Here is a 26,245-nt window from a genome sequence, read left to right as displayed (position 1 = left end):
GGGTAAAGGATCTTCTTGTTCTTTTTTCGGTCATTGTAGTCTCCTCATTTCTATTAGTTGTATTCTACAAGACCTTAATTTTTCTGTCCATCTAAGTGTAGCCTATCCACTTGCGTATTACGTTACGTAATAGTTTATGCTAAAGGCAAATATTTTATGGAGTTGAGACTATGAAAAAGAAATTGATAAAATCCGTAACTATTTTAGTGGGAATACTGTTTGTTGTGCTGCTTGCAGTTGGATTATTGTTTCGGGATGATGATAAATTGGGAGGTTTTACTGACGAAGAAGGGAAAAGAGAGTTTATTGAGGCATACCATTCAGCTATGGAAGATTTGCCTAAATCAACGGAAGAGTTTTTGGTAGAGACCGAATTCGGCGAGGTGAAGGTTTATAAATTTTTGGAAGAAGGAACAGGATCAAAAACACCATTATTGCTGTTACCAGGAAAGGCAGCTTCTACACCAATGTGGGAACCAAATTTGAAAGATCTTATGAAAGATCGACCTGTATACACAATCGATCTATTAGGAGAGCCAGGTTTAAGTGTTCAAACCAAAAGTATAGTAACCGCTACCGATCAAGCTGTTTGGTTAAACGACGTAATTGAACAATTGCCAGAAGAAACGATTCATTTATTGGGTTTGTCTTTTGGTGGGTGGAGTGCAGTAAATGTCACATTATTCAAATCAGAAAAAATTGCATCTTTGACATTGATTGACCCAGTCTACGTTTTTGGACCCATCCCTTTAAAAATGATCATAGCCTCCATTCCGGCTTCTATACCAGCTGTGCCAAAATCAATTCGGGAGAAAATGTTAAGTTATATCGCTGGTGGTGCAGAAACGGATGAAAGTGAACCTATCGGAAAGTTAATTGAAACAGGTATGAGAACCTATAAAAGTAAACTTCCTTTGCCGAAGAAAATAACAGAAGAACAGTTGCAAGAATTAACTATGCCCGTCTTAGGGATTTTAGCTGAAGACTCGACAATGCATCATTCAGAAGAATCGATGGATGTTGGCATAGAAAACTTGAAAAATCCATTAAGTCATATGGTCATGTATCCAAATGCCTCTCATGCAATAAATGGTGAATATCCAGAAAAACTAGCAAAAAATATAGTAGAATTTTTACAGGAAGTAGATCTAAATATGAAGCAATAAAGGAGCTTAGGGTGTGAAAAAGGAACGCTATTATGTAAGTGATCTTTCCAACATATCAGGATTAACAGTGCGTACCATTCAATACTATGATAATGAAGGGGTATTAAAACCTGCAGGTCGGGATGAAAACAATCGGCGTTATTATACTGATAAGGAATTGAGTATATTAGAACAAATTACTTTTTATCGTAATTTAGGTTTCACTCTTAAACAATTAAAAGAAGAAATCAATTGTAATGACAATAAAGAATCATTATTAGATATACTATCCAAACAAGAAAACTACTTATATTCACAATTGGAACAGACTCAGGGAAAAATCGATGCCGTAGCCACTTCAAAACGGTTAATTGAAGAGGGATATTCCCCTCCCTGGGAGTTATTATCGAAAATCATGAGGAACATCAATAAAGTGGATATTTCCATTTGGGGTGACTATCCCTTTTCAGAGACCCAGTTAACGATATTTGAAGATGTATTTGATTCTCAACAACATGTTTTCAACTTTTATAATGCATTTCGAAAAATATCCATAAAGGCAGTCTCGTATAAAGGCGCTGGGGTACCAGTAAATTCAAATCTTGCAATTGAATTAGCAGAAGAGTGGATTAATATGGTTGAAAAAGTGACAAAAGGCAATTCAGAGATTACAAACTCTTTTCTCCAAGTAGATAAGCATCGGGAAAGATGGAATAAGGGTGAAAAAGATTTAATTGAAGAAGCAGAACCTTATTTAGAAGACATTCTTAAATCGTATTATGAGGGTAGAATTGACGAACTATAGTGCGGTCAACGGTAGCAAACAAACTTAATAAACTAATTAGTAAAAGCATTAGACCTCGCTTCGATACATACGGTGAAAAGCGATTTCTGCCTTTTCATGTATTGTTTTCATAAATGGTTATTAAAGAAGACATGCCTCTATCTACATCCTAACAAAAACTATATTATAAGTCTATTATTAATTTTGTATAAATGTAATAATTAGTTTGCGCAAATACTTCATAACGTTATGGGAAATGAAGGAGACAATGAAACAGAATATCTACGATAACAATACGTTTTTTGAAAAATATAAAGAACTAAGAGCGCGAAAAAATAATTATAACAATTTACTGGAGCAGCCAAACTTTTTCACCCTAATTCCTACTGTCAAAAATAAAGTAATTTTAGATATTGGCTGTGGAATGGGAGATTTTGCAGCCTATTGTATTAGTCAAGGTGCAAAACATGTAACTGGGATTGATATTTCTTCGAACATGATTGCAAATGCGAAAAAGCGTCATAATTATGAGGGGCTAACCTTTGAGCAGGCTGCATTTGAGGATTTAACAATCCTGGACGGGACAATTGATTTTGTTAGTAGTTCCTTAGCTTTCCACTATATTGCGGATTTTCAGTTACTTGTTAAGAAGATAAGTATGGCATTATGTGAAGAAGGAATTTTATTATTTTCTTTAGAGCACCCGATTGTAACAGCAAATAAGGGAAATGAAAGTTGGATCACAAATGAAGAAGGTAACCTACTTCATTTTGCAGTCGATAATTATCAAAATGAAGGACTGCGTACTCAAAATTGGATAGTTGATAATGTTATAATGTATCATCGTACAATGTCTACTATCCTAAATACGCTTATTGAAAATGGTTTACAAATTGAAAAAGTTATTGAGCCAATACCGACTAAAGAAGCAGTCAGTAATTTACCAAGTCTTCATAAAGAATTTCGTCGACCTTCATTCTTAATTATAAGAGCAAAAAAGGTTAAAAATTGAAGTGACCATAGAAAAAATGCACATCTTTTTAGGTTTTTAGTTATGAGATAGATGTTTGCCCAGCTTGGCTTGAAAACGCTTGCCACGCGGAAGTCTAAGTGCGCGACTTCCGCAGTGCCTTAATTTCTGCAAAGAGCGCGTAAATACGGCAAATTGAACTCTTCGTAGTTCGATTGACTGCATGATCTGCATCGTGCAGGCCCGCGTGAAGTCGAGCGAAGACCCGAATCGAACTTCAGGTTCATGAGGGGGCGGGCGAAGGAAAGGCAACCTAAACCCGCTGCATCCTGCAGCAACGGTTGCATGACCAGCGTCCTGCTGGCCCCAACGTAGTATGCGAGCGTCTGTCAACAAGCTGAAGCACCCCCCAATTAGTGGAAGGTGCTGTTTTTTTGATTGTATAGATTGAAAGCAAAAAAGATGACTCTAATGAAGTTCAAGAGCCACCCTATGGAATTAACAAATCCGTTTCCTCAAGCGTTAATATTCTCCTTTAATGACGAAAAACGAGCCTCGAATTGTTCCGGCGAGTTTGGATTTCTGCCTAGCGAATTTGAATTTCCCTTCTAATTCCTTTGGAACATCCATCCCTTCGGAAAGTTTAAAACCAACAGCCCGCTTCTTAGGGTTATCGACGGTATACATTACGTTAACCTCAAGGCCATCCTCATAAAAGATGAAAGCCCATTGGATATTTTCCACTTGGAAACGGGATGTTTCCAAAGGTTTTGCTGTAAATTGAAGATCGCGTTCTTCTTTCAAAATCCGGTTCACATAATCGATGGTCGCATCGCTTTCGCTAGCTTGAACGACTGTAAATTCATGCTTATATTTGTTCATGAAATATCGGGCTTCATTGGCACGCAAACCAGCAAGTGCCTCTGCAACAGGTGAAGATTCTAAACCCGCTGTTGACACATTTTTAAAATCTACAATATAAGGCATTTCCTTCACTCCTGTTCCTATTTTCTAACGACAGGAATCCACATTTCACCGAATAAAAGACCGTTTCTTTGTCCCATTTCAACTGTTGTATTCGGACCGCCGACATAGGCAACATTCTTTTCTGCAGGCAATACTTGGCCAAAGGCGATGCCGGTAAGCGTATTGCTTAACTCTTGAGATGTCTTTCCTTCACCTTTTACAACTACATATTCCCCTTTAGGAAACTGGATCAATCTGGTTGCTTCAGGAATCGATTCTTCTGTTTGGACACCAGCATAATGCATCATCTTGTTGTTCACTGCTTCGTTTACGGTAAAAATGTAGTCATTTGTCGCAATCGCTTTTAAAGCGTCAAGCGTACCATCTTCACTAATCGTCTGCCAAAAGTCTGCCTTTTCTTGATTAATGCCTGCGTAATCTGTGTAATCGCTTTTTAGCTCGACTCCAATGCCTAATACAGTAAAGCTGTCTTTTTCTTCAAATGTATATTCCGCCATGTGTAACACTCCTTCTTTTATGATGTTCAAATGATTTGCCATTTCATTTGATGAGTTTATAATAACGTGTAACTATGTCAAAAAGTGATACTGTTTAGGAGGCTTCCCATGAAAAAGGTTGAACGGAATAATATTATGATGCGGTATATGAACAACCGTGCCCACTTTACAATTTCTGAGCTTATGCGGGAATTTACGATTTCTCGTTCAACTGCTATTCGAGATATTCGAGAAATCGAAGCAATGGGAATGCCTCTTGTTGCTGAAGTAGGACGGGATGGGGGCTATTTTGTCATGAGCAACTCGGTTCTACCTGCTGTCCGATTTACCGATAGTGAGGTTAAAGCGCTTTTTATTGCCTTTATGGCTACAAGAAATAAACAACTCCCTTATTTAAAAAGCCGTCAGTCTTTAGCTGAAAAATTATTAGGGCTTATTTCAGAAAACCAACAAGATGACCTTGTTCTGCTAAATCAAATTTTGCTTTTTGAAGGAACCAATCCGAATAATCCCGACTTGCTTGAACTGTCAGATCTTCCGCATCCGATGTTAGAAAAACTAATCCAACTCCTTCTTTCGGACAGCTATTTACGATTAACGATTCAAGAAGATAAAGTGATCAAAACTTATTCAATATACCTTTTGCATCTTTATCATGAAAAAGGTCTTTGGCTAATTGAAGGCTTTGATGTAAAGGATGAAAAAAGAAGGATTGTCTTAGTAGATAATCTTATTGATGTTCAACGATACAAAGTAAAAAAGAAATTAAATAGGAAAAAGATGTTAGAAAAAATTCGTAAGCAAGAAAAAATGAAGAATCTTATCGTCGAACTCGGTCCAAAGGCGATTGCCCAGTTCAAAAAATACCATCCTTTACATATTTCAATATCCTATACGAATCCTTACCAAACGACTGCCATTATAGAGGCTTTTATCAATACTCATAGCTCCGAAGAAATGGACGAAATCACCAATTGGCTGCTTTTCTTAGGTGACGATATTGCAGTTAGAGAGATACCAGTAGAAATCTTGGAACAACTGAAAGACAGGCTGCACATATTCTGCCCAGATATACGTTCACTCAAAACACAATAAAAGGACATACGATGAAAAAATTCATGCTAAACTTAACTATACAGAAAGGGGCACTGATAGCATTGTTGCTTGAGAAATTGAAGAAATCGAATTATACCGTTGTTTTGACAGGGGCTGGCATGTCAACTGAGAGTGGGCTTCCGGATTTCCGTTCTTCAGGAGGTCTTTGGGCAAAAGAAGATCCAAGCACGATTGCCAGTACGGATGCGCTGAACCGGAATGTTGAAAAGTTTTTTGAATTCTATCGGCACCGTGTTATTGGGCTGCAAAGCTGTAAGCCTCATATAGGTCATGAAATTTTGGCGAAATGGGAAAAGGAAGGTTTGATACAAAGTATTATTACGCAAAACGTAGACGGGTTCCATCAAAAAGCGGGAAGCAAGAACGTCGTTGAGCTTCATGGGACACTTCAAAAAGTCCATTGCCAGTCGTGTGGGAAAGAATATAACAATGACAAATACGTCAATGAACAGTATCAATGTGAGTGTGGCGGCAAGCTTCGACCTTCTGTTGTGCTTTTCGGGGAGATGTTGCCGGAGGATGCTTTAATGAAGGCCGCGGAAGAAAGTGAAAAGGCTGATCTGTTCATCGTATTTGGCTCATCATTAACGGTAACTCCTGCCAACCAATTCCCCCTAATTGCAAAGCAAAATGGTGCTCATCTTACAATTGTAAATATGGAGCCAACCGAGTTGGATTTGTATGCGGATGAAACAGTACATGGCCGAAAAATCGGGGAAATACTTAAGGAATTGCATGTTAGTTTGAGGTGATGTTGAAAATCATTGAATCCAAAACACTTAACAATGAATATCACACTCAATCAAGATTGAAAAGAATCTTCGACCAGAAAGATAATGTTACGGCGGTTATTGGATTGAAATCCTTACATAGCAGCAAAGCTAACTGTAAATTGTTAAGGCTTTTCGTTTTGCTGATGATTGGATGTAAGGAAGAGCGTAGTCCAATCGAGTGAGTTCTTAGTTCCGTTGTTGGGAAAAGTAACTTGAATATGGGGAATAAGGCAAGCGCAAACTCGTTCCTGCTTAGGGGCGGGTATTTTTATTGTCAATAATTTGGAGTGAATATTTCGAAAAAACGATTTAAAAAACTTAATTGTCATTGATTGGGGCGTTTTTCTGTGAAAATAAAAATTGTTTATGCGCTATTCCGAAGTAGTTATATGTTTTATAGGCAGTTATATGTTTTTTGAACGGATTATGCGTCCTAAACGGTCTTATGCGCCAAATTGATAGGTTTATATGTTGCTGTATGATTTATTTGTTGAAGGGAAGTTTTTATGCATTTTGGAAGTGGAAGCTCATGAATGATTTGTTTTTATTTCTTTTTAGTTCAGTCGGAAAGAATACCAAAAATCAAAGGAGGGTATGTTGAACGTATCGAGGGAATGAGGGAGAGGATTGAAAGTGAGAAGTGGAGTTACGGAAGGGAATGGGAAGGTTGTTCCTTTTCTTGTCGCAACGATGAAAGGCATCTCTCAAGTAGTTCTCATTGAAAATTGGGTGACGGGTTTGTTCATATTGGCAGCCATTACGATTACCTCTTTTCAGTTAGGCTTGATCGCGTTTCTTTCGGTGGCAATCGGGACACTTGTCGGACGAGTGGGCGGCGGTGATCCTGTAAGTGTGTCACAAGGTTTGTACGGTTATAATCCGATGCTGACAGGGATGGCGGTTCATTTATTCTTAGAAGGACCTGCAAGCTGGGGGATTGCATTATTTGGGGCATTGATTACAGCTGCCTTTACTGCATCGGTGCTCACACTTTTAGAGCCTACCGGCATGCCGACTTTAACATTTCCGTACATTGTGACGACATGGCTCATAATGTTATCCTCTTATCGTCTCGAATCACTTAAACTGACCGATGGTTTAGTACCACAAGATTTATCGCATTGGAAGTTGAAAATCGAAGGGAATATTGATTGGCTGAGCGCTTTCATTGACGGAGCTGGTCAAATATTTTTTCTACAAGGTATTATCGCTGGATTGTTAATTTTTATAGGAATATTCTTTGCGGGGTTAAAATTTGGGATGTACGCACTTGTCGGAAACTTTGTAGCTATGGTTACCGCCTATATCCTCGGTGCAGAACATTCTCTAATAGACGCAGGGCTTTACGGTTATAATGCCATTTTAACAGCGTTAGCAGTTGGGGTCGTATTTCGGGGAGGAGAGAGCTGGATGGCGCCTCTCACTGCAACGATCGGCTCAATTTTAACGGTGTTGCTAATCGCAAGCGTTGATACAATTCTATTGCCGTATGGATTGCCAGCATTGACGATGCCGTTTGCTTTAAGCACATCAATTTTTATCGGTGCAAGGAAAATCATGCAATATACTTGAGGCTACAGAAATCTAAAGCAAGGCGCAATTTCGTTTAGTAAATACCGAAGTTGTGCCTTGTCTTTACAACTCATTCCTGTCAGTTATAGGAGACAATATGCTTCAACTATAAATGTTAATAAGCTGTCCAGCCTCCATCAATTGCAATTACTTGTCCATTTACGAAGCTTGATTCATCAGAGCCTAAGAAGATCGCTAATTGTGCAATTTCCTCAGGTTGTCCAGCGCGAGGGTTAATGGCCATACCTAATGCTTGGCGGCTTGCGCCCATTTCGCTTATATTCGTCATGGAAGAGCTGATGTTCGTGATGACCGCTCCTGGTGCGATACCGTTGCAACGGATGTTTTTGTCAGCATACATGAATGCCGTGTTTTTCGTTAATCCGACGACTGCATGCTTAGATGCTGTGTAAGCAGCTCCAGCGCGTGCACCGTAGAATCCACCTGCAGAGATGTTGTTGACGATTGTGCCATGTCCTTGTTGGAGGAAAAGGTTCACTGCGATGCGCATTGATTTCATGACGGCAGTTGTGTTGACAGCGAATACTTTTTCCCAACGTTCATCTGAAACTTCACCGACAGGCTCCATGCCGTCCATAATGCCAGCATTATTCACAAGGATGTCCAATTTTCCAAAAGCCCCTTTTGTTTCGTCAAATAAACGCTGTACATCCTCTTCAGAAGCAACATTTGTTTGAAGCGCAATCGCTTCAGCACCAGCAGCTTTTAATGTATCTGCTACTGCTTGTGCACCGTCCAAGTTAATGTCTGAAACAACGACTTTTGCGCCTTCCTTCGCATAACCTTCTGCAATTGCTTTCCCCATGCCAGATGCCGCGCCAGTAACGATTGCAACTTTTACTTCAAGTCTCATTTCCAATCAGCCTCCTTAATTATAATAAACAGTTGTTCAATAAAAATTATAGTAGTAGTAGTATAGAGTTGTTGCAATAATCAAAAACACGGTATTTGTTCATTAATAGACAAAAACAAAAATACTGTTCAGTAAGAGGTGATAAATGATGCGTACGGATTTGCGCATAGTGAAAACGAAAGAGGCATTGCATAATGCGTTATTAGACATATTGGATGAAAAGAGCTTAGATGCAATTTCTATAACGGAAATATGTAGGCGGGCAAAAGTGAATAGAGGCACTTTTTATTTGCACTATACGAAGGTGGAAGATCTATTTGAAGAGTATTTTAAGGAAATTACTGCAGATTTAGCACGTTCTTATCAAGAACCTTACCGCCATGTATCAGTTTTGAAAACGAGTGAGTTAAATCCGGATACAATTCGTATTTTCCATCACATTGAAAAGTATAAACATTTTTATCGGATTGTTTTTTCAAAGAAAGTGCCGTTAATGTACTATTATTTATTATTTGAGGAAATTAAACGTCTATTGTTTCAAGATGAGGAAGCTTTTGTCAAGGAAGGAATCGATCCTGAGCTTTTTTGTGATTATCAAGCCAATGCCATTATTGGAATTATTATAGGATGGTATCAAAAAGATTTTTCTTACAGTGCAGACTATTTAAATCGCCAGCTTGTGCAATTTGTCAATATACGGGTTGATCATGATTAAGAGACAAGGTAGTGTAAAGATGGCAGATGTAATAAAAGTGATTATGTCACCAAACCGAAAGTTTAAAGTAGAAATTATTAAAAGACCGGATCAGCTTTTTACGGTAATGGTTTTTAGATGGATTGAGTGGGAGGATGACTACTCTTATAAGTATTGGAGCCTCATGAAACAAGGCTTGTCATTAATTGATCCGGAAGGAAATGCGATAAAAATTGCCATCGAGCAATTAATGGAACTATCGGGTGAAGAAATAGAGATAGATGATTGAGTGATCGTACATATGATTTAAAGCCGTGCTCATCTGCGCACGGCTTTTTTTGAATATGAGTTACTATTTTTCTTCTTCGCGTTCTTCTTCGATTTTCTTTATTTCCATCATATGTTCCCGATATTCTTCCTCGACTTCAGAAGTGGAAGGGATGAATGGCTCGGTATTGTAATCAATGCGTTTGCCATATCGGATCATCTCATAGATGATCATTCCGTTATTCGGTTTACCGTTAATGGTCATCATCGGCACGATGTCAAATAAAACATAATAAAAGGCATAGAAAATAAAACGATCCCAAAATGTCTTATACTCCTCCATCCAGCCATTCGCAAGCAAGAAATTGATCAATAGAGCAATGGAAAGATTCATTAAAATAGGTCCAGCATAAATGCATATATAAGCGAAATTGCTTTTCCGCTTGATCGCATCATACGAAAACCAACTATACATATGATAATATTTTCGAATATCTATCATGCCAAATTTAATGATCCGCGGTCCAGAACCAATTGTGATTCTTGGTTTTACAACACCGAAAAGATAGCTTACGATCAAATAACCCATCTCCCGCAAGAATACGACGACAGGCAAAATGATGAATGCAGATATTATGAGAGATATAAGGTCAGCTACTCCAAACATGGCGACACAACCCATTGAGAGGTACTTTATATCTTTGTATAAATACCCGGAGCATAGTCTTCTAAACAAAATTACTACTACTTCACTTTTAAAAATATAAAACACCAGCCCCTTCACATGGCTGGTGTTTTTAGCTCACTTCATTTTTAAGTTCTTTGTATACCGCATAGGCTTTTTTTTCAGCGCTTTTTTTATCTTTATCAAAAATCGTAATCAATTTATTTCCGATAATGAAGTTCCATTGTTTTGTCATGTTGTTCACCTTCCTTCACCTCCCTTTTTGCATACCACTTATGAACTGTTTATAAACATTCCTAACCAATCATGCATATTTACAGGACTTTTTACGATACTAGAATTGCTTTAAAAATGATTGGCTGGAGGGAAAAACATGGCAAAGGATTCAAAACCAAGCTGGAAGAAAGAGCATCCTAATACTTTTTTGGGCAACTCGGTCCAAAAGGCAAATCGTTCCGTGAAACAAGCGATGTCACATCCTGAAGAGATGGCAGTAGAGCATGCATTCAATTCAATATCACGTGCAGAAAATGCTCTTTCAAATGCCGAACAGCACAATGAGCATATGGATACCATAGAGCAAAATAAGGAGCAGTTAAACAGAATGAAGCAGCAGTTGAAGGCCGTTCAGGAGAAAGTTGAAGAGTAATTTGTATACACTTATAGCTTTCAATAAAAAAGACAAGTTGGATGTTATCCGTCCAACTTGTCTTTTGAAGTTGCTATTGTTTGTTGAGGTTCTTTATCGGTCACGTCTAATATGTCGAGCAAGAACACGAAGACAGGAATTCCGATGATCAGTCCCCAGACACCAAAGAAGTTTTGCGAAAAGATGAGTACGACAAATGTGTAAAAGACGGGGAGATCCGTTTTAGATGACATTAGCTTAGGATTTAATATGTACGCTTCAATCGCATGGATGACCGTAATTGCGATGAGCAAATAGACGACCGTCAAATAGCCTCCAATTGTAAAACCGATAATCGAAAGAGGAATCAGTGAAATGATCACTCCTGCGACAGGGATCAGTCCACAGAAGAAAATCATAATGCTCAATCCGATAATTTGCGGGTAGCCGAGAATCATTAACACAATGACCGACAAAAATGTATTTACTAAGGCAATGATGAACTGTGCCTCGATTACTTTACCAAACGTACGGGAAAACTTTTTTCCAAAAAACTCAATTTCATAATAGAACGGAGCAATCTTACTGTTTTTAAATTTACTTGTAAATTCAATGAGTCGCGGTTTCTCTAAAAGGAAAAACAAGCTTAAGATTAACGCGATGAATACTTGTATACTAATTTTGCTAATATCTGAAAATGACTTTAATAAAAATGAAACACCGTTATCGACATAAGCTTTAATTTGATCGCCAGATATGAAAGAGTCAATAACGCCAAGCAACGGATTTTCTTGTGGGTGAGTAAAGAAATTCTTTATTTGCTTAACTAACTGGCTAATTTCAAAGGAGATAAGGGGTAAATATTTTACAACTACGATTGCCAAGACACCTACTATGAATGTATAAATCATCATAACAATCAATTTACGATTCAATCGAATGCCCTTAGCTGTAAACTCGACAAGTCGATTTAATAAAAATGAAAAAATAAAAGTAAGCAAGATTAAATTCATCATGCTTCTTACACTAAATAGCAATATAATGATTAACGCAAAAATGATAACGCGTTTTACTGCTTTCCTCCGAAGTAGCTCTATGATCACATCCATGTAAACAAATACTCCTCATATCCAAATTTTTGTATGTATTGGTTGAAATCAAGCATTCTTTCTATCTGTTGATTGCCATTCCGGTGGATGCTTCCGCAGGGGAGGCTAAGAACACAAACGTTTAACCCTTTTACGTTTCCATTCTTCTTATCAAACGAAGATTACAAACTTGAATTCCTTATCTATCGTACTTCATTTTGCACCTATAAGTGAATAGCTATACAAAAAATATTCAATTATGCATAAGTATTTGCATATATCTTACAGCTGTGTATGTAGGCAATACAATTAGTAGTTTCGCTTCTCCTCTTTTACTGAAAGAATGTGTGCCTCAGTGCCATACTCTCCCCTGATGACTTTTCTTGCCCCAATGGCGTTTCTTGCTGTAACTTGCATAATCTGTATCGAACCTTTCAGTTTCATTTCAACAAGAAAGCATTTAGAACCGCACATCATTTATAAATCCCTCATTTCGGAAAAATGTTATGGTACTATCTTGTATTGTAGAATAGCGATGCATAGATTGGAAATGTACTGCTGTAACGAAAAGGAAGGTGATCTCTGCGGTGCTTCATCATATGAGATAGAGTAATCCAAAGATGATCATTACTTTTCAAAATTAATAGTGTTCCTGCTCTGAGCTTAATCATTGTTATAATAAAGGAGTGTCTCAAGATCAATGAATTTGACGCTCTTTTTTAATATGACAGATCATAGTAGCCAAGGAGTGGGGATAATAGATGAATAAAAAAGCAATTGCGGACATACGTAAGCATTTCAAATTAGATACAGATTTATTGACGGTTAAAAACATTTATAACGTTTATATACGGCAGGAAAGCAATGAGATCTACCATGAAGTTAGCCAGCCATTTGCTATGTTGGACCGCGAGCAGCAAGAGCTGTTTCTTGCCAATTTCAAAAAAGTGTTGGGCGGAAAATTAGATGTAAAGCTGTTTGAAGTGAGATTCCGGTCTGAAGCAGATGAGCGAACGGAAACGACGCAAACGATCCTTTATGAAGGGCTGCATACAGAAAATGTAGAGGAATGGAAGGCAGATATGCAGCGCATCGCCCAAAAGATGGTGCAAGACGTTCAATATGAAAAGGATATTGTCGTGACGTTCATTCGAGGAAATTATTATAAGCCGACGAAACGGCATAGCGAAGAGTCGGAGGTGGCTGAACGGGATGAAGTGTTTACGACGCCTTTTATTCTTTGCAGCTTGAACCAGACGGAACAGCCGAAGCGTTCGCTCGTCTTTGACTTCGTTGAAAAGGAATTTAAATCGAGATTTATCGGTGATCCAATCATTAACCTTACATCGCCGATTGGCGGGTTTTTATTCCCCTGCTTTACGGATAATGCAGCAGACGTGAATCACGTTTTGTATGCTGCTGGCAAAGCGAATAAGCCAGATTTCCATTTCATCGAGAATGTATTGGACGGAGAGGAAATTATGACTGCTGAGGAAGATAAGGTTGTCTTTGAAGAGATTGTAAAATCAGTCGTCGGTGAAGAAATGAATACGAAAACTCTTGCAAGCGTTTATGATGAAATTCAACGTATGATGGAATTGGACGATGAGGAAGAGGCAGAGGAAACTGTGCCGACTTTGGACACGAAAGAAGTAACTCGTGTACTAAAGGCGAGCGGCATAGAGGACGTAGATTCAGCAAAGGTGGAAAGAGCATTCCAAAAAGTTGTCGAGGATGAGACGTATGAAATGAAAGCAGCCCATATTGTACCAAGCTATGCGTCGAAATCGATTAAAATCGAAACGAAAGTTGCGAACATCGCCATTAGCCCACAAGACTTACGATATGTGAGGCAAGTCACAGTTAACGGCAAGCGCTGTCTATTGATTGAAGTAGAAGAAGACACGGTCATTGAAGGATTTACTTTGCTTTCGGAAGAGTTGCTGTAGGTACTGTTAAGAAAAACAGCTTTGGAAATAATAAGGTGGAAGGCAATAAGGAGGCAATAGGAATGAAACGAGTATATTTGGCAAGCCCGTTTTTTAATGACAAAGAGATCGGCTATTTGGAACAGGTTGAGATGATGTTAGACGAAAAAGGATTGAAAGTATTTTCACCGTTCAGACATTCAGCAGATGCAGAGATGGGTTCCCGTCAATGGTCGATTGAGACATTCATGGACGATATCAAACATATTAAATGGGCAGAGGTTGTCGTAGGAATTTATCATGGAAACTATTCAGACAGCGGAACGGCGTGGGAGCTTGGTTACGCCTATGCGACAGACAAGCCCGTCATCTTAATCCATGTAGGAGAAAACAGCAATCTAATGGTGCATGAAGGTGCCCATGCAAATATTACATTAAAAGGATTGAAAGACTATGACTTTGATCAGCTGCCAAGCTCGTTTTATTCGGGGGCAATGCTTTAATGAGTCAAATGAAAGCAGACAGTGCATTATGGCGTACTGTCTGCTTTTTTCATTGTAGAATCCTCTTTTTCTCTGGAGTGTTGTTTCACGTACTGCTTCACCTTTGAAGCAACATTGAAGACCTAACATTTTGTTATATTTTGAAGGTCTTCCACAAGGTGCAAGCGTTTTTGATACAATTGGATCAGAAAATAAAGTGAAGTTAGAAAGATAGGACTGATAATGTTGCACACAAACTTTTCATTTGAAAATGAAAGAGTAATCCTAAGAGAATTTACAAAAGAAGACTGGTTGGGTGTTCATAGATATGCGTCACAAGAGATCGTTTGCCGATACCAGCCTTGGGGACCGAATTCGGAGGAAGAGTCTAAAGGTTTTGTGGAACAGGTTATGAAAGATGCCTCTAAAGAGCCAAGAATAAGATTTGTCTTTGCTGTGATCACTAAAGAGGATGGACAGATGATTGGAGCCGGGGAGATTAATATAAGAGATGCTACGAATAGAAGCGGTGAAATAGGCTATATAATCCATCCTGATTATTGGGGAAAAGGCATCGCGACAGATGTAGCGAACCGATTGCTTGATTATGGTTTTAGCGCACTATCGCTTCATCGGATATATGCGACTTGTGATCCGAGAAATATCGGTTCATCTAAAGTATTGGAGAAAGTCGGGATGACGTTAGAAGGAAAAATTCGCGAGAACTTACTCGTAAAAGACGGTTGGCGGGATTCATTGTTGTATAGCATTTTGGAATACGAGTGGAGGAAGTATCATGACAAAAATAGGGCTCATTAGACACGGTCTAACTGAATGGAACTATCTTGGAAGAGCACAAGGGATATCTGACATTCCTTTAAATGAACAGGGCATACAACAAGCAGTTAAAATCGGAGAACGACTTGCAAATGAAGAATGGGACATCATCATTTCGAGTGATCTATTAAGGGCAAAAGAAACGGCAAAGATTATTGGAAGTAGGATGGGGTTGCCCATCACTGTTGATCAAAGAATAAGAGAAATAGATTGCGGTGAAATTGAAGGGACGACTGAAGACGAAAGAGTGATTCGGTGGGGAAAAGCCTGGCGTGAAGCAGATCTTGGCATGGAAAAATTTGAAACGGTAGCCCAAAGAGGGATTGGGTTTTTAGAAGACGTTGCGATTCGATACGAAGGGAAGAGCATCCTTGTTGTAAGCCACGGTGCTCTAATAGGACTTACTTTGCAGCATTTGCTGCCAGAAAAGTTTCCTACAACTCATATTGACAATACTTCCATATCGATTCTTCAACATCATGAAAAAGAATGGAATTGTCAACTTTACAATTGTATAAAACATTTATAACAGGCTTGTATTATCCCGTAAAACAAAGGGAAAAGACAAAATAAAAAGAGCAGCTGCAACCACTCTAATAATGCTATTTCTTATAAATTTCATTTGCTTTACAAATCACGTTTCTTGAACCTTCAAAAAATTATATCGTTAATATAAGCGTTCAGTTAACCCATTAATATACCAATTGGCTTTTGTAATCTTTACTTTTCCATCATGGTCATGTTTCGCTTCTATTGCATAATAGGGTCTCTGTAAGTGTTTAAATTCCTCGGGTGAAAATTCTATTTCGGCTTCTTGATCAGAAAAAGCATAATCTACATTAAAATTCTTGAAAATAAATTTCAAATATTGAATTATGATATTTTCGGCAGTCTCTAATTCCTTAATGTTATAACTACTGATAATCGAGTCTTCTTCCATTTCTAATAAGTATCCAAAATACTTATTTGTTACTTTTAATGTAATTACAGCTTCAATAGTTAGTTTCCCAAAAGGAAAATTAGAAATCGGAATTTCTAAAAAGTGAAATTCCTTCAAGGTTGATAGAAAATCTTTATTGGAATATGTTCTATAATCATCCACTACATTCCAATGAAATCCAGAATTATCACTTGAAAACTTCACATAATCAATATTAACCCCAAGATGTTTTAAATTATTCATTAAAATAGTATATTCATTGTTTAAATCATTAGTAGTACTTACCCAACCTAAAGATATTTTTGCTCCCATGTAAACACACCCTTTCTTGTTTATTCTCTTGCAACTTTCAAGCCGTTATTTAAATGATAAAGATATTGATCAGTTGTATACTTCCATCCCGATATGAAATCCCTATCGGTTGGACTGACCTTATGTGCAGTCATTTCGTTCATAGGCGGGGTTGCAAGAACATTTGGTGCCGGTTTCCGGATGGATATTTGGGATTATGGTTCAGTGCCAACCATTTTAAGCATCCCGGTTTCCATATTGTTCAGCATTCTCCTATTGTTTATCGCGGTCAAGTGTTGGAAATTGCTTTTGCAATCTGTCCAGTTTGTGAAGTCCTAATTATAATTTGGTGCCTGTCAGTAAACAAATCAAGTTTTGCGCTACAATTGGATATAAAAAAAGAAAACCTCTATAATGGGTTTTCTATAATTAGATACATTTATTATTAATGGGTAGTCGTCATAAATGCGTTATACACAAACACTCAATCCATTATCTTCTAAAAAGAGGAATCCTTTTAAGCGCAGCGCAAACAGGAATGGCCACTAAAATTCCAACGATATTTTGCACTAAATTTCCCGGAATGGATGCAGCAGGTACAGCCCAATTTCCGAACAGAATCCTTTCACAAATATAGTAACCAGCTAACATGAATGGAACCGAAGTGATAGTCGCCAACAGATTGAACGTAAAACTGCCTCCATTGCGGCCGCCTGACCAAGCAATCTTCCCAACGATATATCCCTGCAGGCCCCGTGTCAAAAACGTGAAAGGTGCCCATAATGTCCATCCCGAAATTAAATCAAACAATCCCATTCCGACAGAACCGGCAATTGCCCCTTTTTGGGGGCCGAACAACATCGCGACCGTAAAGAGCATTGCTGTTCCAAGGTGGACCAAACCGCCATTTGCCGTAATCGGAAGTTTAATATTCAAAAGAAGCGTAGCGACGAATACTAAAGCGATTAGCATTGCCGAAATAATCATGTCCAAAGTTGGATTTGTCGTGCGCGATTTACTTTGTAAAATGGTTATTTTCGATGGAGTAGCTTTTACATTGCTTTCTCTTTTCATTAAGTTCATCGTTCCAAACCTCTTTTAATTTTAAATTTTGCTTGCATTGCTTACATTAACAGGCAAGTGGCCCATTTAAAAGTATCAATTTTATGCAATATAATGTGGTCAGTTTTGTACAGTTTTAATAGATAAACGCCCTGTTATATAAATTGCATTGTAGAGATTGATAAATTTTCTTAATCCGAACAAAATTGTAAGATTCGTTGTTGTTTTTGTTCGTTACATCGATGGAGGGCTACCTCATTGCACGGTATGATGGAAACAAATGAAAACAGCTATGGGGGATTTGTATGATGGATATCGTAGTGCAGGCAACAGGTATTCAAAAAGTATATGGGACAAAGAAAAACTTAGTTTCTGTGCTTGAAGGGATTGATATAAGCATCCATGAAGGGGAGTTTGTTGGCATTATGGGTCCTTCAGGAGCGGGTAAAACGACGTTGCTCAATATTTTGGCTACAATCGATAAGCCTACTTTGGGAAGTGTACGCATTAGCGGTACAGAAATCACTACATTGCGTGATGAACCATTGTCTGAGTTTAGGCGTACGAATTTAGGTTTTGTTTTCCAAGATTACAATTTGCTTGATTCATTGACGATTCAGGAAAATATACTGCTGCCGTTAACATTTTCCAACAAAGTGGATTTCACGACAGATTTAAAAGTAGAAGAAATAGCAGGGAAATTAGGTATCCAATCAATTTTAGATCGGTATCCATATGAAACGTCCGGCGGACAAAAGCAGCGGACTGCTGCCGCACGGGCGATTATTCATAACCCAAAACTTGTATTGGCGGATGAACCGACTGGGGCATTGGATTCGAAGTCTTCGATGGATTTGTTGTCAGCATTTCAATTGATGAATCAAGAATATGCGACGACTATTTTATTGGTGACGCATGATGCTTTTGCGGCAAGTTATTGCGATCGTGTCCTCTTCATGAAAGACGGAAGGTTGTTTACCGAGATCGTTAAGGGAGATAAGGACCGAAAATGGTTTTTTGATCAACTGGTCACAACGTTGTCATCTTTAGGGGGCGGTCGTTATGACATTATATGATGTCGTCCTGAAAAATTTAAAATACAATATTCGCAAGTATTTTCTTTATATCGCGTCGTTACTATTTAGTGTCCTCATTTATTTCACTTTCGTTTCTTTGCAATACAATGAGCAAATTGGCGAAGCATTTGGACGGGAAGATAAGATGGGCCCTTTATTGACAGGGGTTTCCGTTATACTGTCTTTGTTCATCATGATTTTTGTATGGTATTCCAATACGTTCTTCATAACGAACCGGAAGCAAGAAATTGGGCTTTATTCATTAGTTGGTGGTACAAAAAAGGAAATCGGGCGGATGCTGTTCTATGAGAATATGTCCTTAAGCCTTTTGGCGTTAGGGATAGGCATCGGGCTTGGGCAGTTGTTCTCGACATTATTCAGTATGATTTTGCTGAAAGTAATGGGCATTTCCATAATTGTCCAATTTTCAATGAACCCGGTAGCCATTCTTCAAACGGTAATCGTTTTTTTATTCATAATGACGATTGCTTCGCTGCAAGGGTATTTTCTTGCATATCGATTTGAATTAATTGAACTTTTTCAAGCAAAACATAAGATTCAAAAACAGTGGAAACCGTCTTATTTGCTTGCGTTGCTTGCAATCGTCCTTATCGGGTTTGGTTATTGGAGTCTTTTACATGCATACGAATCAACAAGCTGGTCAAAACATTTTGGTAGAAACTTTACTATAATCCTCATCGTTTTAGTAATAGGGTCCTTTTTATTATTCCATTCAGGCACTAGCTTCTTGATCCACCTTTGGCAAAAGAGGAAAAAAGCTTACTACCGTTGGAAGAACTTATTAACTTTGACCCAATTGAAAAGCCGTCTTCGTAGCAATGGGCTGCTGTTGACAGTTATTTCAGTTTTGAATGGCATGACGCTCGTTGCGTTTGGATTCGCTTATACGATTTACTTTAATACGTTGCAAACATTGGAAGATCATGTGCCATACAGTTATCAGTTTGATGTGCAGTCAAGTTCTATTGATGATGAAATGACCAAGATTTTATCCAACAATGAGGAGCATCCGGTTATTTTTGATGAGACATTTGAATATGCAATGGTTCCGGGATCGGCAAGCGAACTGGAATTAGTGCCAGGCGGCTATTTGTATTACGAGGACTCTTTCGCGGTGTTACCAGTATCAACGTATAATTCGCTTGCTGGAAAGCTTAGTCGCCTTCCGATTGATTCGATCGGGGATGGCGAGGCAGTGATGGTAGGCCGGAATTTCATTGGTTCGCAAAAAGAAGATGAAAATGTCGGCAGTACGTTAACACTTATGAGCTTAGAAGGTGAATTGCCGATTCGTATAATTCACAATAAGGTTGAGTCGCTATTTTCGTATGAAGTACAGCCTTCCGTACTAATCGTAAGCGATAGGTTGTATGAGCAGTTATCTAGAGGGGCGACAATACATGGAACACGGGTTATCAAAATTGATGATCAGAAGGAATCTGCTCGATTGACTAAGGATTTGAAAGCCGTTTATGAATGGGACGAGGAACAAACAACAGAATTTGAACCAAATAAAGGTTTTTATAGCTTCTCAGAAAGCTTTGAAACCGCACAATCCATATATGGCTTGCTTATTTTTGTGTTCGGGTTTATGGGGCTCGTCTTTTTGGTAGCAACGGGCAGTGTCATCTATTTTAAAACATTGACGGAAGCGGCAGAGGATCGAAGACGATATGAGATGTTACGTAAGATAGGGTTGAGCCGGAGGAAAGTGAAGAAGTTAATTGTGAGACAGACGTTTCTTTTATTTCTTTTGCCTCTCGTTGTCGGTATCGCGCATAGCAGTATGATACTGACTGCGCTATCAAATGTAATGGATATCAATTTCTTATATCCTGTTTCAACTAGTATCGCTATCTATACATGTTTGTACGGTCTTTATTATAAGTTGACAGTCGAGACGGCAAATAAACTTGTGAATCCGTAAACGGAGTTTCGTCACTTCCATTTTACGAGATTGGACAATTTTTTTGTATATTTATAGTTTGATGTGACTAGTCGTTGCTTGGAGTGAAACGCGCCGACGTAACATCGAACGGGCTTTGCGAACAAAAGCAAAGCGTTGAGAGCACCAAGAACTGGATGCCCTCCCCCCCCGGAAAGCGTGCGCCTGGAACGGAAAGCAACGTTTCAAGGATGCACCTCTTTTCATCAACAGAAAAAGGGGCGTCATAGAAAGTCAGTTTTCACAGACTTTCTGGACAGCCCCGTATTACATAATAGTGGAATAGTAATCGTTTTTACGAAAATGAATTGTTACGGCTGTACTTACGCCTTCTGTAGAAGATATTGTTACGTTATGACCTATTTTGTCCATAATTTTTTTGGCGATATACAAGCCAATTCCAGTCGATTTCCGATTGATTCGCCCGTTTGCTCCGGTAAATCCTAATTGAAAGACTCTGCTAATATCATGCTGTGGAATACCAACGCCCTCATCAAGGATTACCACTCTACTTTCTTCCAAGTCTTCCTCTGAATAGATCGTGATCGTGCCACCGTCATTTGAGTATTTTAATGCGTTTGAAAGGAACTCCGAAAGACTGTATGCAAGCCATTTGGAGTCTGTTTCCACGCATAGAGGCTCCATTTGAATGACAATTTTTATCCTTCTTCGGATAAATTCCTTTGCGAATTGTTTTACGACAGAACGGATGACAGCATCGAGCCCTGTTTTGCGAATGATATAATCTCTGGCGAAATGATCAGTCCTTGTAAAATAAAGTGCTTGGTCAACACTTCGCTCAATGCGCGAGATTTCCTCCGAAATGCTTTCACTATCCGGATTTTCCTTTGCTTGCTCTAAAATCAACTTACTGATCGCAATTGGTGTTTTAATGTCATGAAACCAAGTTGTCATGAATTCCATTGATTCCTTTTTATCGTGAAGGATAGAGGTCAATTGTTGCTGATGTGCATCATTTACAGATTGGAAGAGTTCCCAATACAAGTGCTGCTCGTATGTTTTTGGATCGTCAATGCCATCCCGTATGAATGTTCCTTTGCTCCAACGAGAAGAAAAGGCTTTATATTGCTTTGAAACGAGGTAAAAATCAATTGTTAAAAATGAAATGAAGAAAAAAAGCGCGATCGTATGGATGTAAACAAGGTTAGAAAAATGGACAGACATCGTCGGCTCGACATAAAGCATAATCGTAATGAATGACATAATTGCTATATACAACACAAATAACCGCTTTTGGAAGCGGATATACTGACGAAATGATACGCTCATGAGAGTATGTATCCTTGGCCTTTTTTAGTTTGGATATAGCCATCCAATCTATGCTCACTCAGCTTTCGACGAAGCCTATTAATATTAACAGTTAATGTGTTGTCATCGATGAAATTTTCATCCTCCCATAAGGCTGCCATTAGCTCATCTCGCTGGACGATTTCATTTTTACGTTCAAGAAGGATGCATAGAATCCGAAACTCATTTTTCGTCAGTTCAATTTCCCCATCTGGACTGGAAAGGACGGCCCTTTTCACATGTAATGTCAAATCGCGGTGTGAAAGTATATCCATGTCTATTTGTTGATATGTATACGAACGCCTTAAGAGAGCATGGATTTTCGTTAACAGCATTTCCATGGAGAAAGGCTTCTGGATAAAGTCATCCCCACCCATATTCAGCGCCATCATCATGTCCATCGTTTCTGTGCGCGACGAAAGAAATACAATCGGAATGTTCGAATGCCGACGAATCCTTTCGCACCAGTAAAATCCATTCATATAAGGCAGATTAATGTCGAGAAGGATAAGATGCGGTTGCACCATCAAGTACAGTTCCTCCACATTACTGAAATCCTCTGCAACGTGAACACCATACCCCCAGTTTCGCAATTCAGTGGCGATAATCGAACTGATTTTTATTTCATCTTCTACAATCAGAATGGTAAACATATCAGATCCCCCTATATTTGAAATGAAGGCGAAGAAACTACCCGAACAGAAAAACCTCCATTATCCCGATTGTATCATAGGAAATAGAAGGAAAAACTGTGATGACGAAAATGTAAGTTTGCCATTGCAACAATGTGGTGAATCGTAAAGCGACTAATAGAGGCTTTCAAATAACACTATTCAATATTGGATATTTTATTTCATAGATAATGGTCTTTTAAGTACTAATTAAAGGTTTTTAAAGAAAATCATCATGATTTCAAACTGACATTACTCCTTCAGATGGTTATTGTTTTAGTTAATACACTTTTATTTTTGAATGGAGACAAAATTATAAAAATAGAAATTGGTAGTGTAAGATAGTAGTTAAATTGATACTGCATTATTGTATGGAAGGGGATGACGAAAATGGATATCCAGACGGTCGCATGGTGGAAAGCGATTGTAGAATCGATGAATGATGGAGTACTTGTAATCGATCGTGCCGGAATTGTGAGGACAATCAATCCGGAGTATACCAACATTACTGGAGTCACTCCTGATATTATTGGGAAGCCGTTAGTAGCATACCGGCCGGGTGCGCAATTACCGAAAACATTAATAGATGGAGAAAGTCGGGTTGGTGTATATCGAAAGGCACGTGGCAGGGAATATGTTGTTGATATGGCCCCTATTATTGTAGATGGAGAAATTATTGGAGCTGTTTCGGTCTGTAAAAGTCTGAATGAGGTGCACACACTTACCCAGGAACTTGCTAAGCAGCAAGAGACAGTGGCTGAATTAAAAAAACAAATGCGTTCGATTTACAAAGTAAAGTATACATTCGAAGATATTATTAGCCAGGATTCCAAGATGAGGGATCTAATCTCTATTGCCAAGAAAACAGCTTTGACCGATCTACCAATTTTAATCACTGGAGAGAGTGGGACGGGAAAGGAATTATTTGCACAATCCATTCATCATACGAGTTTACGGGCGAATGAGCCATTCATAGCAGTCAATTGCTCCGCTATTCCAGTGGCATCAATTGAAAACGATTTATTTGGTTATGCAGAAGGTGCTTTTGTAGGGGCATTACAAGGTGGAAAATCAGGTTTGTTTGAAATGGCAGATGGCGGAACATTATTTTTGGATGAGATTGGTGACTTGTCAATGGAAGTACAGGCGAAAATATTGAGAGTGTTACAGGAGGGAAGCATTCGTCGGATTGGAGAAGCGGTAGAACGGAAAATAAATGTACGAATCGTTGCGGCTACCCACCGAGATTTACGACAGCTGATAGCAAAAGACTTATTTCGGAGTGAGTTATTTTATCGCCTGAACGTCGTCAGTATTCAAATCCCTTCATTACGCGAGCGCAAATTGGATATCCCTTTAATTATTGATTCTATCACTCCACCGTCTTATACAGTTGACGAAGAAGTAATGAGTTTTCTTATTTCCTATGACTGGCCAGGAAATGTTCGCGAATTACGAAATGTTATTGACTTTGCTGTATGTATGACGGAGGAGAGGAGAATTTCCATTCAACATTTGCCTGACTTCATGCGTAAACATCATACGTTGTATACAGATGAAACAAGAATCATTCCATTACACGAAGCAGTGGACGAGGCGGAAAAGAAGATTCTTCAGCATGCACTTCAATACGTTGGTGCAACGGTTCAAGAGCGGTTAAAATTAGCGAATGAGTTAGGGATTTCTCTGGCGACTTTATACAATAAAATGAAGAAATACCAATTAAATTAAACATTATAGTTGTTTATAATGATGCTCAATTTAGTTCTAAAAAGTTGGAATGGTCGTTATGGATGGCTTTAAAGGAAGTTAAAAGGAAAGATGATAGATTGTCAATTCTACTAAATTAGAAGGGGGAAATGCCTATATGACAGCATTTTCTCCTTTTAATTTTGCTATTATTTATATTGGATTGTATGAAAAGTTTGTAAAAAGAGGTGACGGAGTATGCTACGTATTGGTTCAGGTGCAGGATTTTCCGGTGATCGTTTGGATCCAGCAATCGAACTTGCTGAAAAGGGAGATTTACATTATCTAATATTAGAATGTTTGGCTGAACGGACAATCGCATTGGCTCAAAAGAGAAAAAAAACAAATGAATTGTTAGGGTATGACCCGCTGCTTGAGAAACGTATGCGTTCCCTATTGCCGATTATTAAAAGAAAAGGTGTAAGAATTGTGACGAACATGGGTGCCGCAAACCCTATAAGTGGAGCACAAAAAATAATTGATATTGCTGAAGAAATGGGACTCTCTGTAAAAGTAGCTGCAGTGACAGGTGATAATGTACTGCCTTATATTTACGCGAATAGGAAAAATTTAGACTTTACTCCACAACTAAATGAAAACGCTTCCGTTATTTCGGCAAATGCTTATATGGGAGCTGACTCAATTGTGCCAGCTTTGCAAACAGATGCCGATATTATTATTACTGGCAGGATAGCAGACCCATCGTTATTTTTGGCTCCAATGATATACCATTTCGGATGGTCATTCGATGATATGAAGTTGTTAGGGAGAGGGACTGTAATTGGCCATTTGCTTGAATGTGGTGGGCAATTGACCGGAGGATATTTTGCGGACCCAGGGAAGAAAGACGTACCAAACATGGCTAACATAGGATTTCCATTTGCAGAAATTCAGTCAAACGGATCAGCGATACTTAAGAAATTGCCGAATACAGGTGGTGCGTTGAATTTACGGACAGTAAAAGAACAATTGTTATATGAAGTAATGGATCCAAGCCAATATGTAACTCCAGATGTCACCGCAGATTTTACTACTGTTTCCATCTGTGAGGCTGGAATCGATCGAATAAAGGTGACAGGGGGTGCTGGAAGGATTAAACCTAATTTATTAAAGGTCAGTGTTGGATATGAAGCTGGTTTCCTTGGTGAAGGAGAAATTACATATGCAGGAGAAAATGCATTAGGACGTGCTGAACTTGCAGGGGAAATTATTGAAGAGCGGCTAAAAGGGCGATTTAACGAAATAAAAGTAGATTTAATAGGAGTTACATCTGCGCATCGCGGCTCTTTTGGACATCTTGGTCAACCTTACGAAGTAAGGCTGCGTGTTGCTGCTAAAGCGAATAGTATGGCGGATGCAATGATCGTTGGTGAAGAGGTTGAGGCACTTTATACAAACGGTCCCGCAGGAGGGGGTGGAGCACGTAAATATGTTCAAGAAGTAATTGGAATTGTGTCTACGATGGTCCCTCGTGACAGTGTCGATGTGAATGTCGTAATAAAGGAGATGGCGAATGATGAAAACTAAACTATATGAGATAGCCCATAGCCGTGCAGGGGATAAGGGGGATGTACTAATGCTGTCTTTGATTCCATATGATGAAGCGCTATATCCAATATTGCGTGAGCAAGTATCTGCAGAGCGGGTGAAAAAACATTTAAAACACATCGTTTCAGGTGAAGTAACTCGATATGAATTGCCAAACATTTCGGCACTGCAATTCGTATGCCACGGAGCATTGCTTGGGGGAGTGACAACGTCACTTGGGATGGATACTCATGGTAAATCCTTGAGTTATGCTTTATTGGAAATGGAAGTAGATTTAGATAAGTAAGGGTCGTTTAATAAAGGGGGG

At 38.7% G+C, this 26,245-nt stretch carries 28 protein-coding genes; 18 read left to right on the top strand and 10 right to left on the bottom strand.

Features of this window, described 5'->3' with window-relative positions; all coding sequences use genetic code 11:
- The first annotated feature begins 245 nt into the window (after positions 1–245).
- From WFH04_RS10685 to WFH04_RS10675, 3 genes are all read left to right on the top strand, one after another.
- Positions 246–1,166, top strand: coding sequence for an alpha/beta fold hydrolase (locus WFH04_RS10685; protein ID WP_336824037.1), 921 nt, complete (start codon positions 246–248; stop codon positions 1,164–1,166).
- 13 nt (positions 1,167–1,179) lie between these two features.
- Positions 1,180–1,950, top strand: a complete 771-nt coding sequence (locus WFH04_RS10680) for a MerR family transcriptional regulator (protein WP_336824029.1) — start codon at positions 1,180–1,182, stop codon at positions 1,948–1,950.
- Between the two features lie 247 nt (positions 1,951–2,197).
- On the top strand, positions 2,198–2,941 hold the full coding sequence (locus WFH04_RS10675) for a class I SAM-dependent methyltransferase (RefSeq protein WP_336824028.1): 744 nt from the start codon (positions 2,198–2,200) through the stop codon (positions 2,939–2,941).
- A 480-nt stretch (positions 2,942–3,421) separates the two neighbouring features.
- Here WFH04_RS10675 and WFH04_RS10670 read toward each other — a convergent pair whose 3' ends face one another.
- Positions 3,422–3,886, bottom strand: a complete 465-nt coding sequence (locus WFH04_RS10670; protein ID WP_336824027.1) for a phage tail protein — start codon at positions 3,884–3,886, stop codon at positions 3,422–3,424.
- 17 nt (positions 3,887–3,903) lie between these two features.
- A complete protein-coding gene (locus WFH04_RS10665; protein WP_336824026.1) occupies positions 3,904–4,383 on the bottom strand; it encodes a GyrI-like domain-containing protein in 480 nt (159 codons plus the stop codon).
- Positions 4,384–4,491: 108 nt separating this feature from the next.
- Between WFH04_RS10665 and WFH04_RS10660 the strand changes: the two genes are divergently transcribed.
- From WFH04_RS10660 to WFH04_RS10650, 3 genes are all read left to right on the top strand, one after another.
- Positions 4,492–5,478: a helix-turn-helix transcriptional regulator gene (locus WFH04_RS10660; RefSeq protein WP_336824025.1), complete on the top strand. Its 987-nt coding sequence runs from the start codon at positions 4,492–4,494 to the stop codon at positions 5,476–5,478.
- Positions 5,479–5,540: 62 nt separating this feature from the next.
- Complete coding sequence (locus WFH04_RS10655; RefSeq protein ID WP_336824036.1) at positions 5,541–6,251, top strand: NAD-dependent protein deacylase; 711 nt, start codon at positions 5,541–5,543, stop codon at positions 6,249–6,251.
- Between the two features lie 654 nt (positions 6,252–6,905).
- A complete protein-coding gene (locus WFH04_RS10650) occupies positions 6,906–7,844 on the top strand; it encodes an urea transporter (RefSeq protein WP_336824035.1) in 939 nt (312 codons plus the stop codon).
- 115 nt (positions 7,845–7,959) lie between these two features.
- Here WFH04_RS10650 and WFH04_RS10645 read toward each other — a convergent pair whose 3' ends face one another.
- Entirely contained in the window at positions 7,960–8,718 is a 759-nt protein-coding gene (locus tag WFH04_RS10645) for an SDR family oxidoreductase (RefSeq protein WP_336824024.1), read from the bottom strand.
- Positions 8,719–8,863: 145 nt separating this feature from the next.
- Between WFH04_RS10645 and WFH04_RS10640 the strand changes: the two genes are divergently transcribed.
- On the top strand, positions 8,864–9,433 hold the full coding sequence (locus WFH04_RS10640) for a TetR/AcrR family transcriptional regulator (protein ID WP_336824023.1): 570 nt from the start codon (positions 8,864–8,866) through the stop codon (positions 9,431–9,433).
- A gap of 19 nt (positions 9,434–9,452) precedes the next feature.
- A complete protein-coding gene (locus WFH04_RS10635) occupies positions 9,453–9,701 on the top strand; it encodes a hypothetical protein (RefSeq protein WP_336824022.1) in 249 nt (82 codons plus the stop codon).
- A 63-nt stretch (positions 9,702–9,764) separates the two neighbouring features.
- Here WFH04_RS10635 and WFH04_RS10630 read toward each other — a convergent pair whose 3' ends face one another.
- Entirely contained in the window at positions 9,765–10,346 is a 582-nt protein-coding gene (locus WFH04_RS10630; protein WP_336824021.1) for a hypothetical protein, read from the bottom strand.
- 130 nt (positions 10,347–10,476) lie between these two features.
- Positions 10,477–10,599, bottom strand: coding sequence for a hypothetical protein (locus WFH04_RS10625; protein ID WP_336824020.1), 123 nt, complete (start codon positions 10,597–10,599; stop codon positions 10,477–10,479).
- 138 nt (positions 10,600–10,737) lie between these two features.
- Between WFH04_RS10625 and WFH04_RS10620 the strand changes: the two genes are divergently transcribed.
- On the top strand, positions 10,738–11,013 hold the full coding sequence (locus WFH04_RS10620; RefSeq protein WP_336824019.1) for a hypothetical protein: 276 nt from the start codon (positions 10,738–10,740) through the stop codon (positions 11,011–11,013).
- Between the two features lie 44 nt (positions 11,014–11,057).
- On the opposite strand, the gene WFH04_RS10615 is transcribed toward WFH04_RS10620, so the two are convergent.
- Entirely contained in the window at positions 11,058–12,101 is a 1,044-nt protein-coding gene (locus WFH04_RS10615) for an AI-2E family transporter (RefSeq protein WP_336824018.1), read from the bottom strand.
- A gap of 740 nt (positions 12,102–12,841) precedes the next feature.
- Here WFH04_RS10615 and WFH04_RS10610 point away from each other — a divergent pair.
- From WFH04_RS10610 to WFH04_RS10595, 4 genes are all read left to right on the top strand, one after another.
- Positions 12,842–14,029 (top strand): DUF4317 domain-containing protein, encoded by a 1,188-nt coding sequence (locus tag WFH04_RS10610; protein ID WP_336824017.1) that lies wholly within the window; start codon positions 12,842–12,844, stop codon positions 14,027–14,029.
- A gap of 62 nt (positions 14,030–14,091) precedes the next feature.
- Complete coding sequence (locus WFH04_RS10605) at positions 14,092–14,511, top strand: nucleoside 2-deoxyribosyltransferase (protein WP_336824016.1); 420 nt, start codon at positions 14,092–14,094, stop codon at positions 14,509–14,511.
- Between the two features lie 222 nt (positions 14,512–14,733).
- Positions 14,734–15,309 (top strand): GNAT family N-acetyltransferase, encoded by a 576-nt coding sequence (locus WFH04_RS10600; RefSeq protein WP_336824015.1) that lies wholly within the window; start codon positions 14,734–14,736, stop codon positions 15,307–15,309.
- Entirely contained in the window at positions 15,287–15,856 is a 570-nt protein-coding gene (locus tag WFH04_RS10595; RefSeq protein ID WP_336824014.1) for a histidine phosphatase family protein, read from the top strand. The genes WFH04_RS10600 and WFH04_RS10595 overlap by 23 nt, the downstream gene beginning before the upstream one ends.
- A gap of 138 nt (positions 15,857–15,994) precedes the next feature.
- On the opposite strand, the gene WFH04_RS10590 is transcribed toward WFH04_RS10595, so the two are convergent.
- Together WFH04_RS10590 and WFH04_RS10585 are read right to left on the bottom strand one after the other, a co-directional pair.
- On the bottom strand, positions 15,995–16,579 hold the full coding sequence (locus tag WFH04_RS10590; protein ID WP_336824013.1) for an Imm64 family immunity protein: 585 nt from the start codon (positions 16,577–16,579) through the stop codon (positions 15,995–15,997).
- 471 nt (positions 16,580–17,050) lie between these two features.
- Positions 17,051–17,545 carry an ECF transporter S component gene (locus WFH04_RS10585; RefSeq protein WP_336824034.1) on the bottom strand — a complete coding sequence of 165 codons (495 nt, stop codon included), beginning with the start codon at positions 17,543–17,545 and terminating at the stop codon, positions 17,051–17,053.
- A gap of 383 nt (positions 17,546–17,928) precedes the next feature.
- Between WFH04_RS10585 and WFH04_RS10580 the strand changes: the two genes are divergently transcribed.
- Together WFH04_RS10580 and WFH04_RS10575 are read left to right on the top strand one after the other, a co-directional pair.
- Entirely contained in the window at positions 17,929–18,696 is a 768-nt protein-coding gene (locus WFH04_RS10580; protein ID WP_336824012.1) for an ABC transporter ATP-binding protein, read from the top strand.
- Complete coding sequence (locus WFH04_RS10575) at positions 18,683–20,644, top strand: ABC transporter permease (RefSeq protein WP_336824011.1); 1,962 nt, start codon at positions 18,683–18,685, stop codon at positions 20,642–20,644. The genes WFH04_RS10580 and WFH04_RS10575 overlap by 14 nt, the downstream gene beginning before the upstream one ends.
- A 285-nt stretch (positions 20,645–20,929) precedes the next feature.
- On the opposite strand, the gene WFH04_RS10570 is transcribed toward WFH04_RS10575, so the two are convergent.
- Together WFH04_RS10570 and WFH04_RS10565 are read right to left on the bottom strand one after the other, a co-directional pair.
- A complete protein-coding gene (locus tag WFH04_RS10570; protein WP_336824010.1) occupies positions 20,930–21,952 on the bottom strand; it encodes a sensor histidine kinase in 1,023 nt (340 codons plus the stop codon).
- A complete protein-coding gene (locus WFH04_RS10565) occupies positions 21,949–22,623 on the bottom strand; it encodes a response regulator transcription factor (protein WP_336824009.1) in 675 nt (224 codons plus the stop codon). The genes WFH04_RS10570 and WFH04_RS10565 overlap by 4 nt, the downstream gene beginning before the upstream one ends.
- Before the next feature lie 408 nt (positions 22,624–23,031).
- On the opposite strand from WFH04_RS10565, the gene WFH04_RS10560 reads away from it, so the two are divergent.
- From WFH04_RS10560 to WFH04_RS10550, 3 genes are all read left to right on the top strand, one after another.
- Positions 23,032–24,372: a sigma-54 interaction domain-containing protein gene (locus tag WFH04_RS10560; RefSeq protein WP_336824008.1), complete on the top strand. Its 1,341-nt coding sequence runs from the start codon at positions 23,032–23,034 to the stop codon at positions 24,370–24,372.
- Between the two features lie 216 nt (positions 24,373–24,588).
- On the top strand, positions 24,589–25,917 hold the full coding sequence (locus WFH04_RS10555; RefSeq protein WP_336824007.1) for an acyclic terpene utilization AtuA family protein: 1,329 nt from the start codon (positions 24,589–24,591) through the stop codon (positions 25,915–25,917).
- Positions 25,907–26,224 carry an AtuA-related protein gene (locus tag WFH04_RS10550; protein ID WP_336824006.1) on the top strand — a complete coding sequence of 106 codons (318 nt, stop codon included), beginning with the start codon at positions 25,907–25,909 and terminating at the stop codon, positions 26,222–26,224. The genes WFH04_RS10555 and WFH04_RS10550 overlap by 11 nt, the downstream gene beginning before the upstream one ends.
- Positions 26,225–26,245: the final 21 nt, after the last annotated feature.

This window comes from Sporosarcina sp. USHLN248, from assembly GCF_037144575.1.
Taxonomy (GTDB): Bacteria; Bacillota; Bacilli; order Bacillales_A; family Planococcaceae; genus Sporosarcina; species Sporosarcina contaminans.
The sequence above is the reverse complement of the archived record's forward strand: the minus strand, read 5'-3'. Positions and strand labels throughout refer to the sequence as shown.

Bases quoted from the DNA above. Each gene is read 5' to 3' on its own strand.
- WFH04_RS10585 (WP_336824034.1), bottom strand. From the start codon at position 17,545: ATGATTATTTCGGCAATGCTAATCGCTTTAGTATTCGTCGCTACGCTT.
- WFH04_RS10595 (WP_336824014.1), top strand. From the start codon at position 15,287: ATGACAAAAATAGGGCTCATTAGACACGGTCTAACTGAATGGAACTAT.
- WFH04_RS10630 (WP_336824021.1), bottom strand. From the start codon at position 10,346: ATGTTTGGAGTAGCTGACCTTATATCTCTCATAATATCTGCATTCATC.
- WFH04_RS10615 (WP_336824018.1), bottom strand. From the start codon at position 12,101: ATGGATGTGATCATAGAGCTACTTCGGAGGAAAGCAGTAAAACGCGTT.
- WFH04_RS10600 (WP_336824015.1), top strand. From the start codon at position 14,734: ATGTTGCACACAAACTTTTCATTTGAAAATGAAAGAGTAATCCTAAGA.
- WFH04_RS10575 (WP_336824011.1), top strand. From the start codon at position 18,683: ATGACATTATATGATGTCGTCCTGAAAAATTTAAAATACAATATTCGC.
- WFH04_RS10605 (WP_336824016.1), top strand. From the start codon at position 14,092: ATGAAACGAGTATATTTGGCAAGCCCGTTTTTTAATGACAAAGAGATC.
- WFH04_RS10555 (WP_336824007.1), top strand. From the start codon at position 24,589: ATGCTACGTATTGGTTCAGGTGCAGGATTTTCCGGTGATCGTTTGGAT.
- WFH04_RS10625 (WP_336824020.1), bottom strand. From the start codon at position 10,599: ATGACAAAACAATGGAACTTCATTATCGGAAATAAATTGATTACGATT.
- WFH04_RS10620 (WP_336824019.1), top strand. From the start codon at position 10,738: ATGGCAAAGGATTCAAAACCAAGCTGGAAGAAAGAGCATCCTAATACT.
- WFH04_RS10675 (WP_336824028.1), top strand. From the start codon at position 2,198: ATGAAACAGAATATCTACGATAACAATACGTTTTTTGAAAAATATAAA.
- WFH04_RS10570 (WP_336824010.1), bottom strand. From the start codon at position 21,952: ATGAGCGTATCATTTCGTCAGTATATCCGCTTCCAAAAGCGGTTATTT.
- WFH04_RS10565 (WP_336824009.1), bottom strand. From the start codon at position 22,623: ATGTTTACCATTCTGATTGTAGAAGATGAAATAAAAATCAGTTCGATT.
- WFH04_RS10560 (WP_336824008.1), top strand. From the start codon at position 23,032: ATGGATATCCAGACGGTCGCATGGTGGAAAGCGATTGTAGAATCGATG.
- WFH04_RS10550 (WP_336824006.1), top strand. From the start codon at position 25,907: ATGAAAACTAAACTATATGAGATAGCCCATAGCCGTGCAGGGGATAAG.
- WFH04_RS10610 (WP_336824017.1), top strand. From the start codon at position 12,842: ATGAATAAAAAAGCAATTGCGGACATACGTAAGCATTTCAAATTAGAT.
- WFH04_RS10665 (WP_336824026.1), bottom strand. From the start codon at position 4,383: ATGGCGGAATATACATTTGAAGAAAAAGACAGCTTTACTGTATTAGGC.
- WFH04_RS10670 (WP_336824027.1), bottom strand. From the start codon at position 3,886: ATGCCTTATATTGTAGATTTTAAAAATGTGTCAACAGCGGGTTTAGAA.
- WFH04_RS10590 (WP_336824013.1), bottom strand. From the start codon at position 16,579: ATGGGAGCAAAAATATCTTTAGGTTGGGTAAGTACTACTAATGATTTA.
- WFH04_RS10580 (WP_336824012.1), top strand. From the start codon at position 17,929: ATGGATATCGTAGTGCAGGCAACAGGTATTCAAAAAGTATATGGGACA.
- WFH04_RS10640 (WP_336824023.1), top strand. From the start codon at position 8,864: ATGATGCGTACGGATTTGCGCATAGTGAAAACGAAAGAGGCATTGCAT.
- WFH04_RS10635 (WP_336824022.1), top strand. From the start codon at position 9,453: ATGGCAGATGTAATAAAAGTGATTATGTCACCAAACCGAAAGTTTAAA.
- WFH04_RS10660 (WP_336824025.1), top strand. From the start codon at position 4,492: ATGAAAAAGGTTGAACGGAATAATATTATGATGCGGTATATGAACAAC.
- WFH04_RS10645 (WP_336824024.1), bottom strand. From the start codon at position 8,718: ATGAGACTTGAAGTAAAAGTTGCAATCGTTACTGGCGCGGCATCTGGC.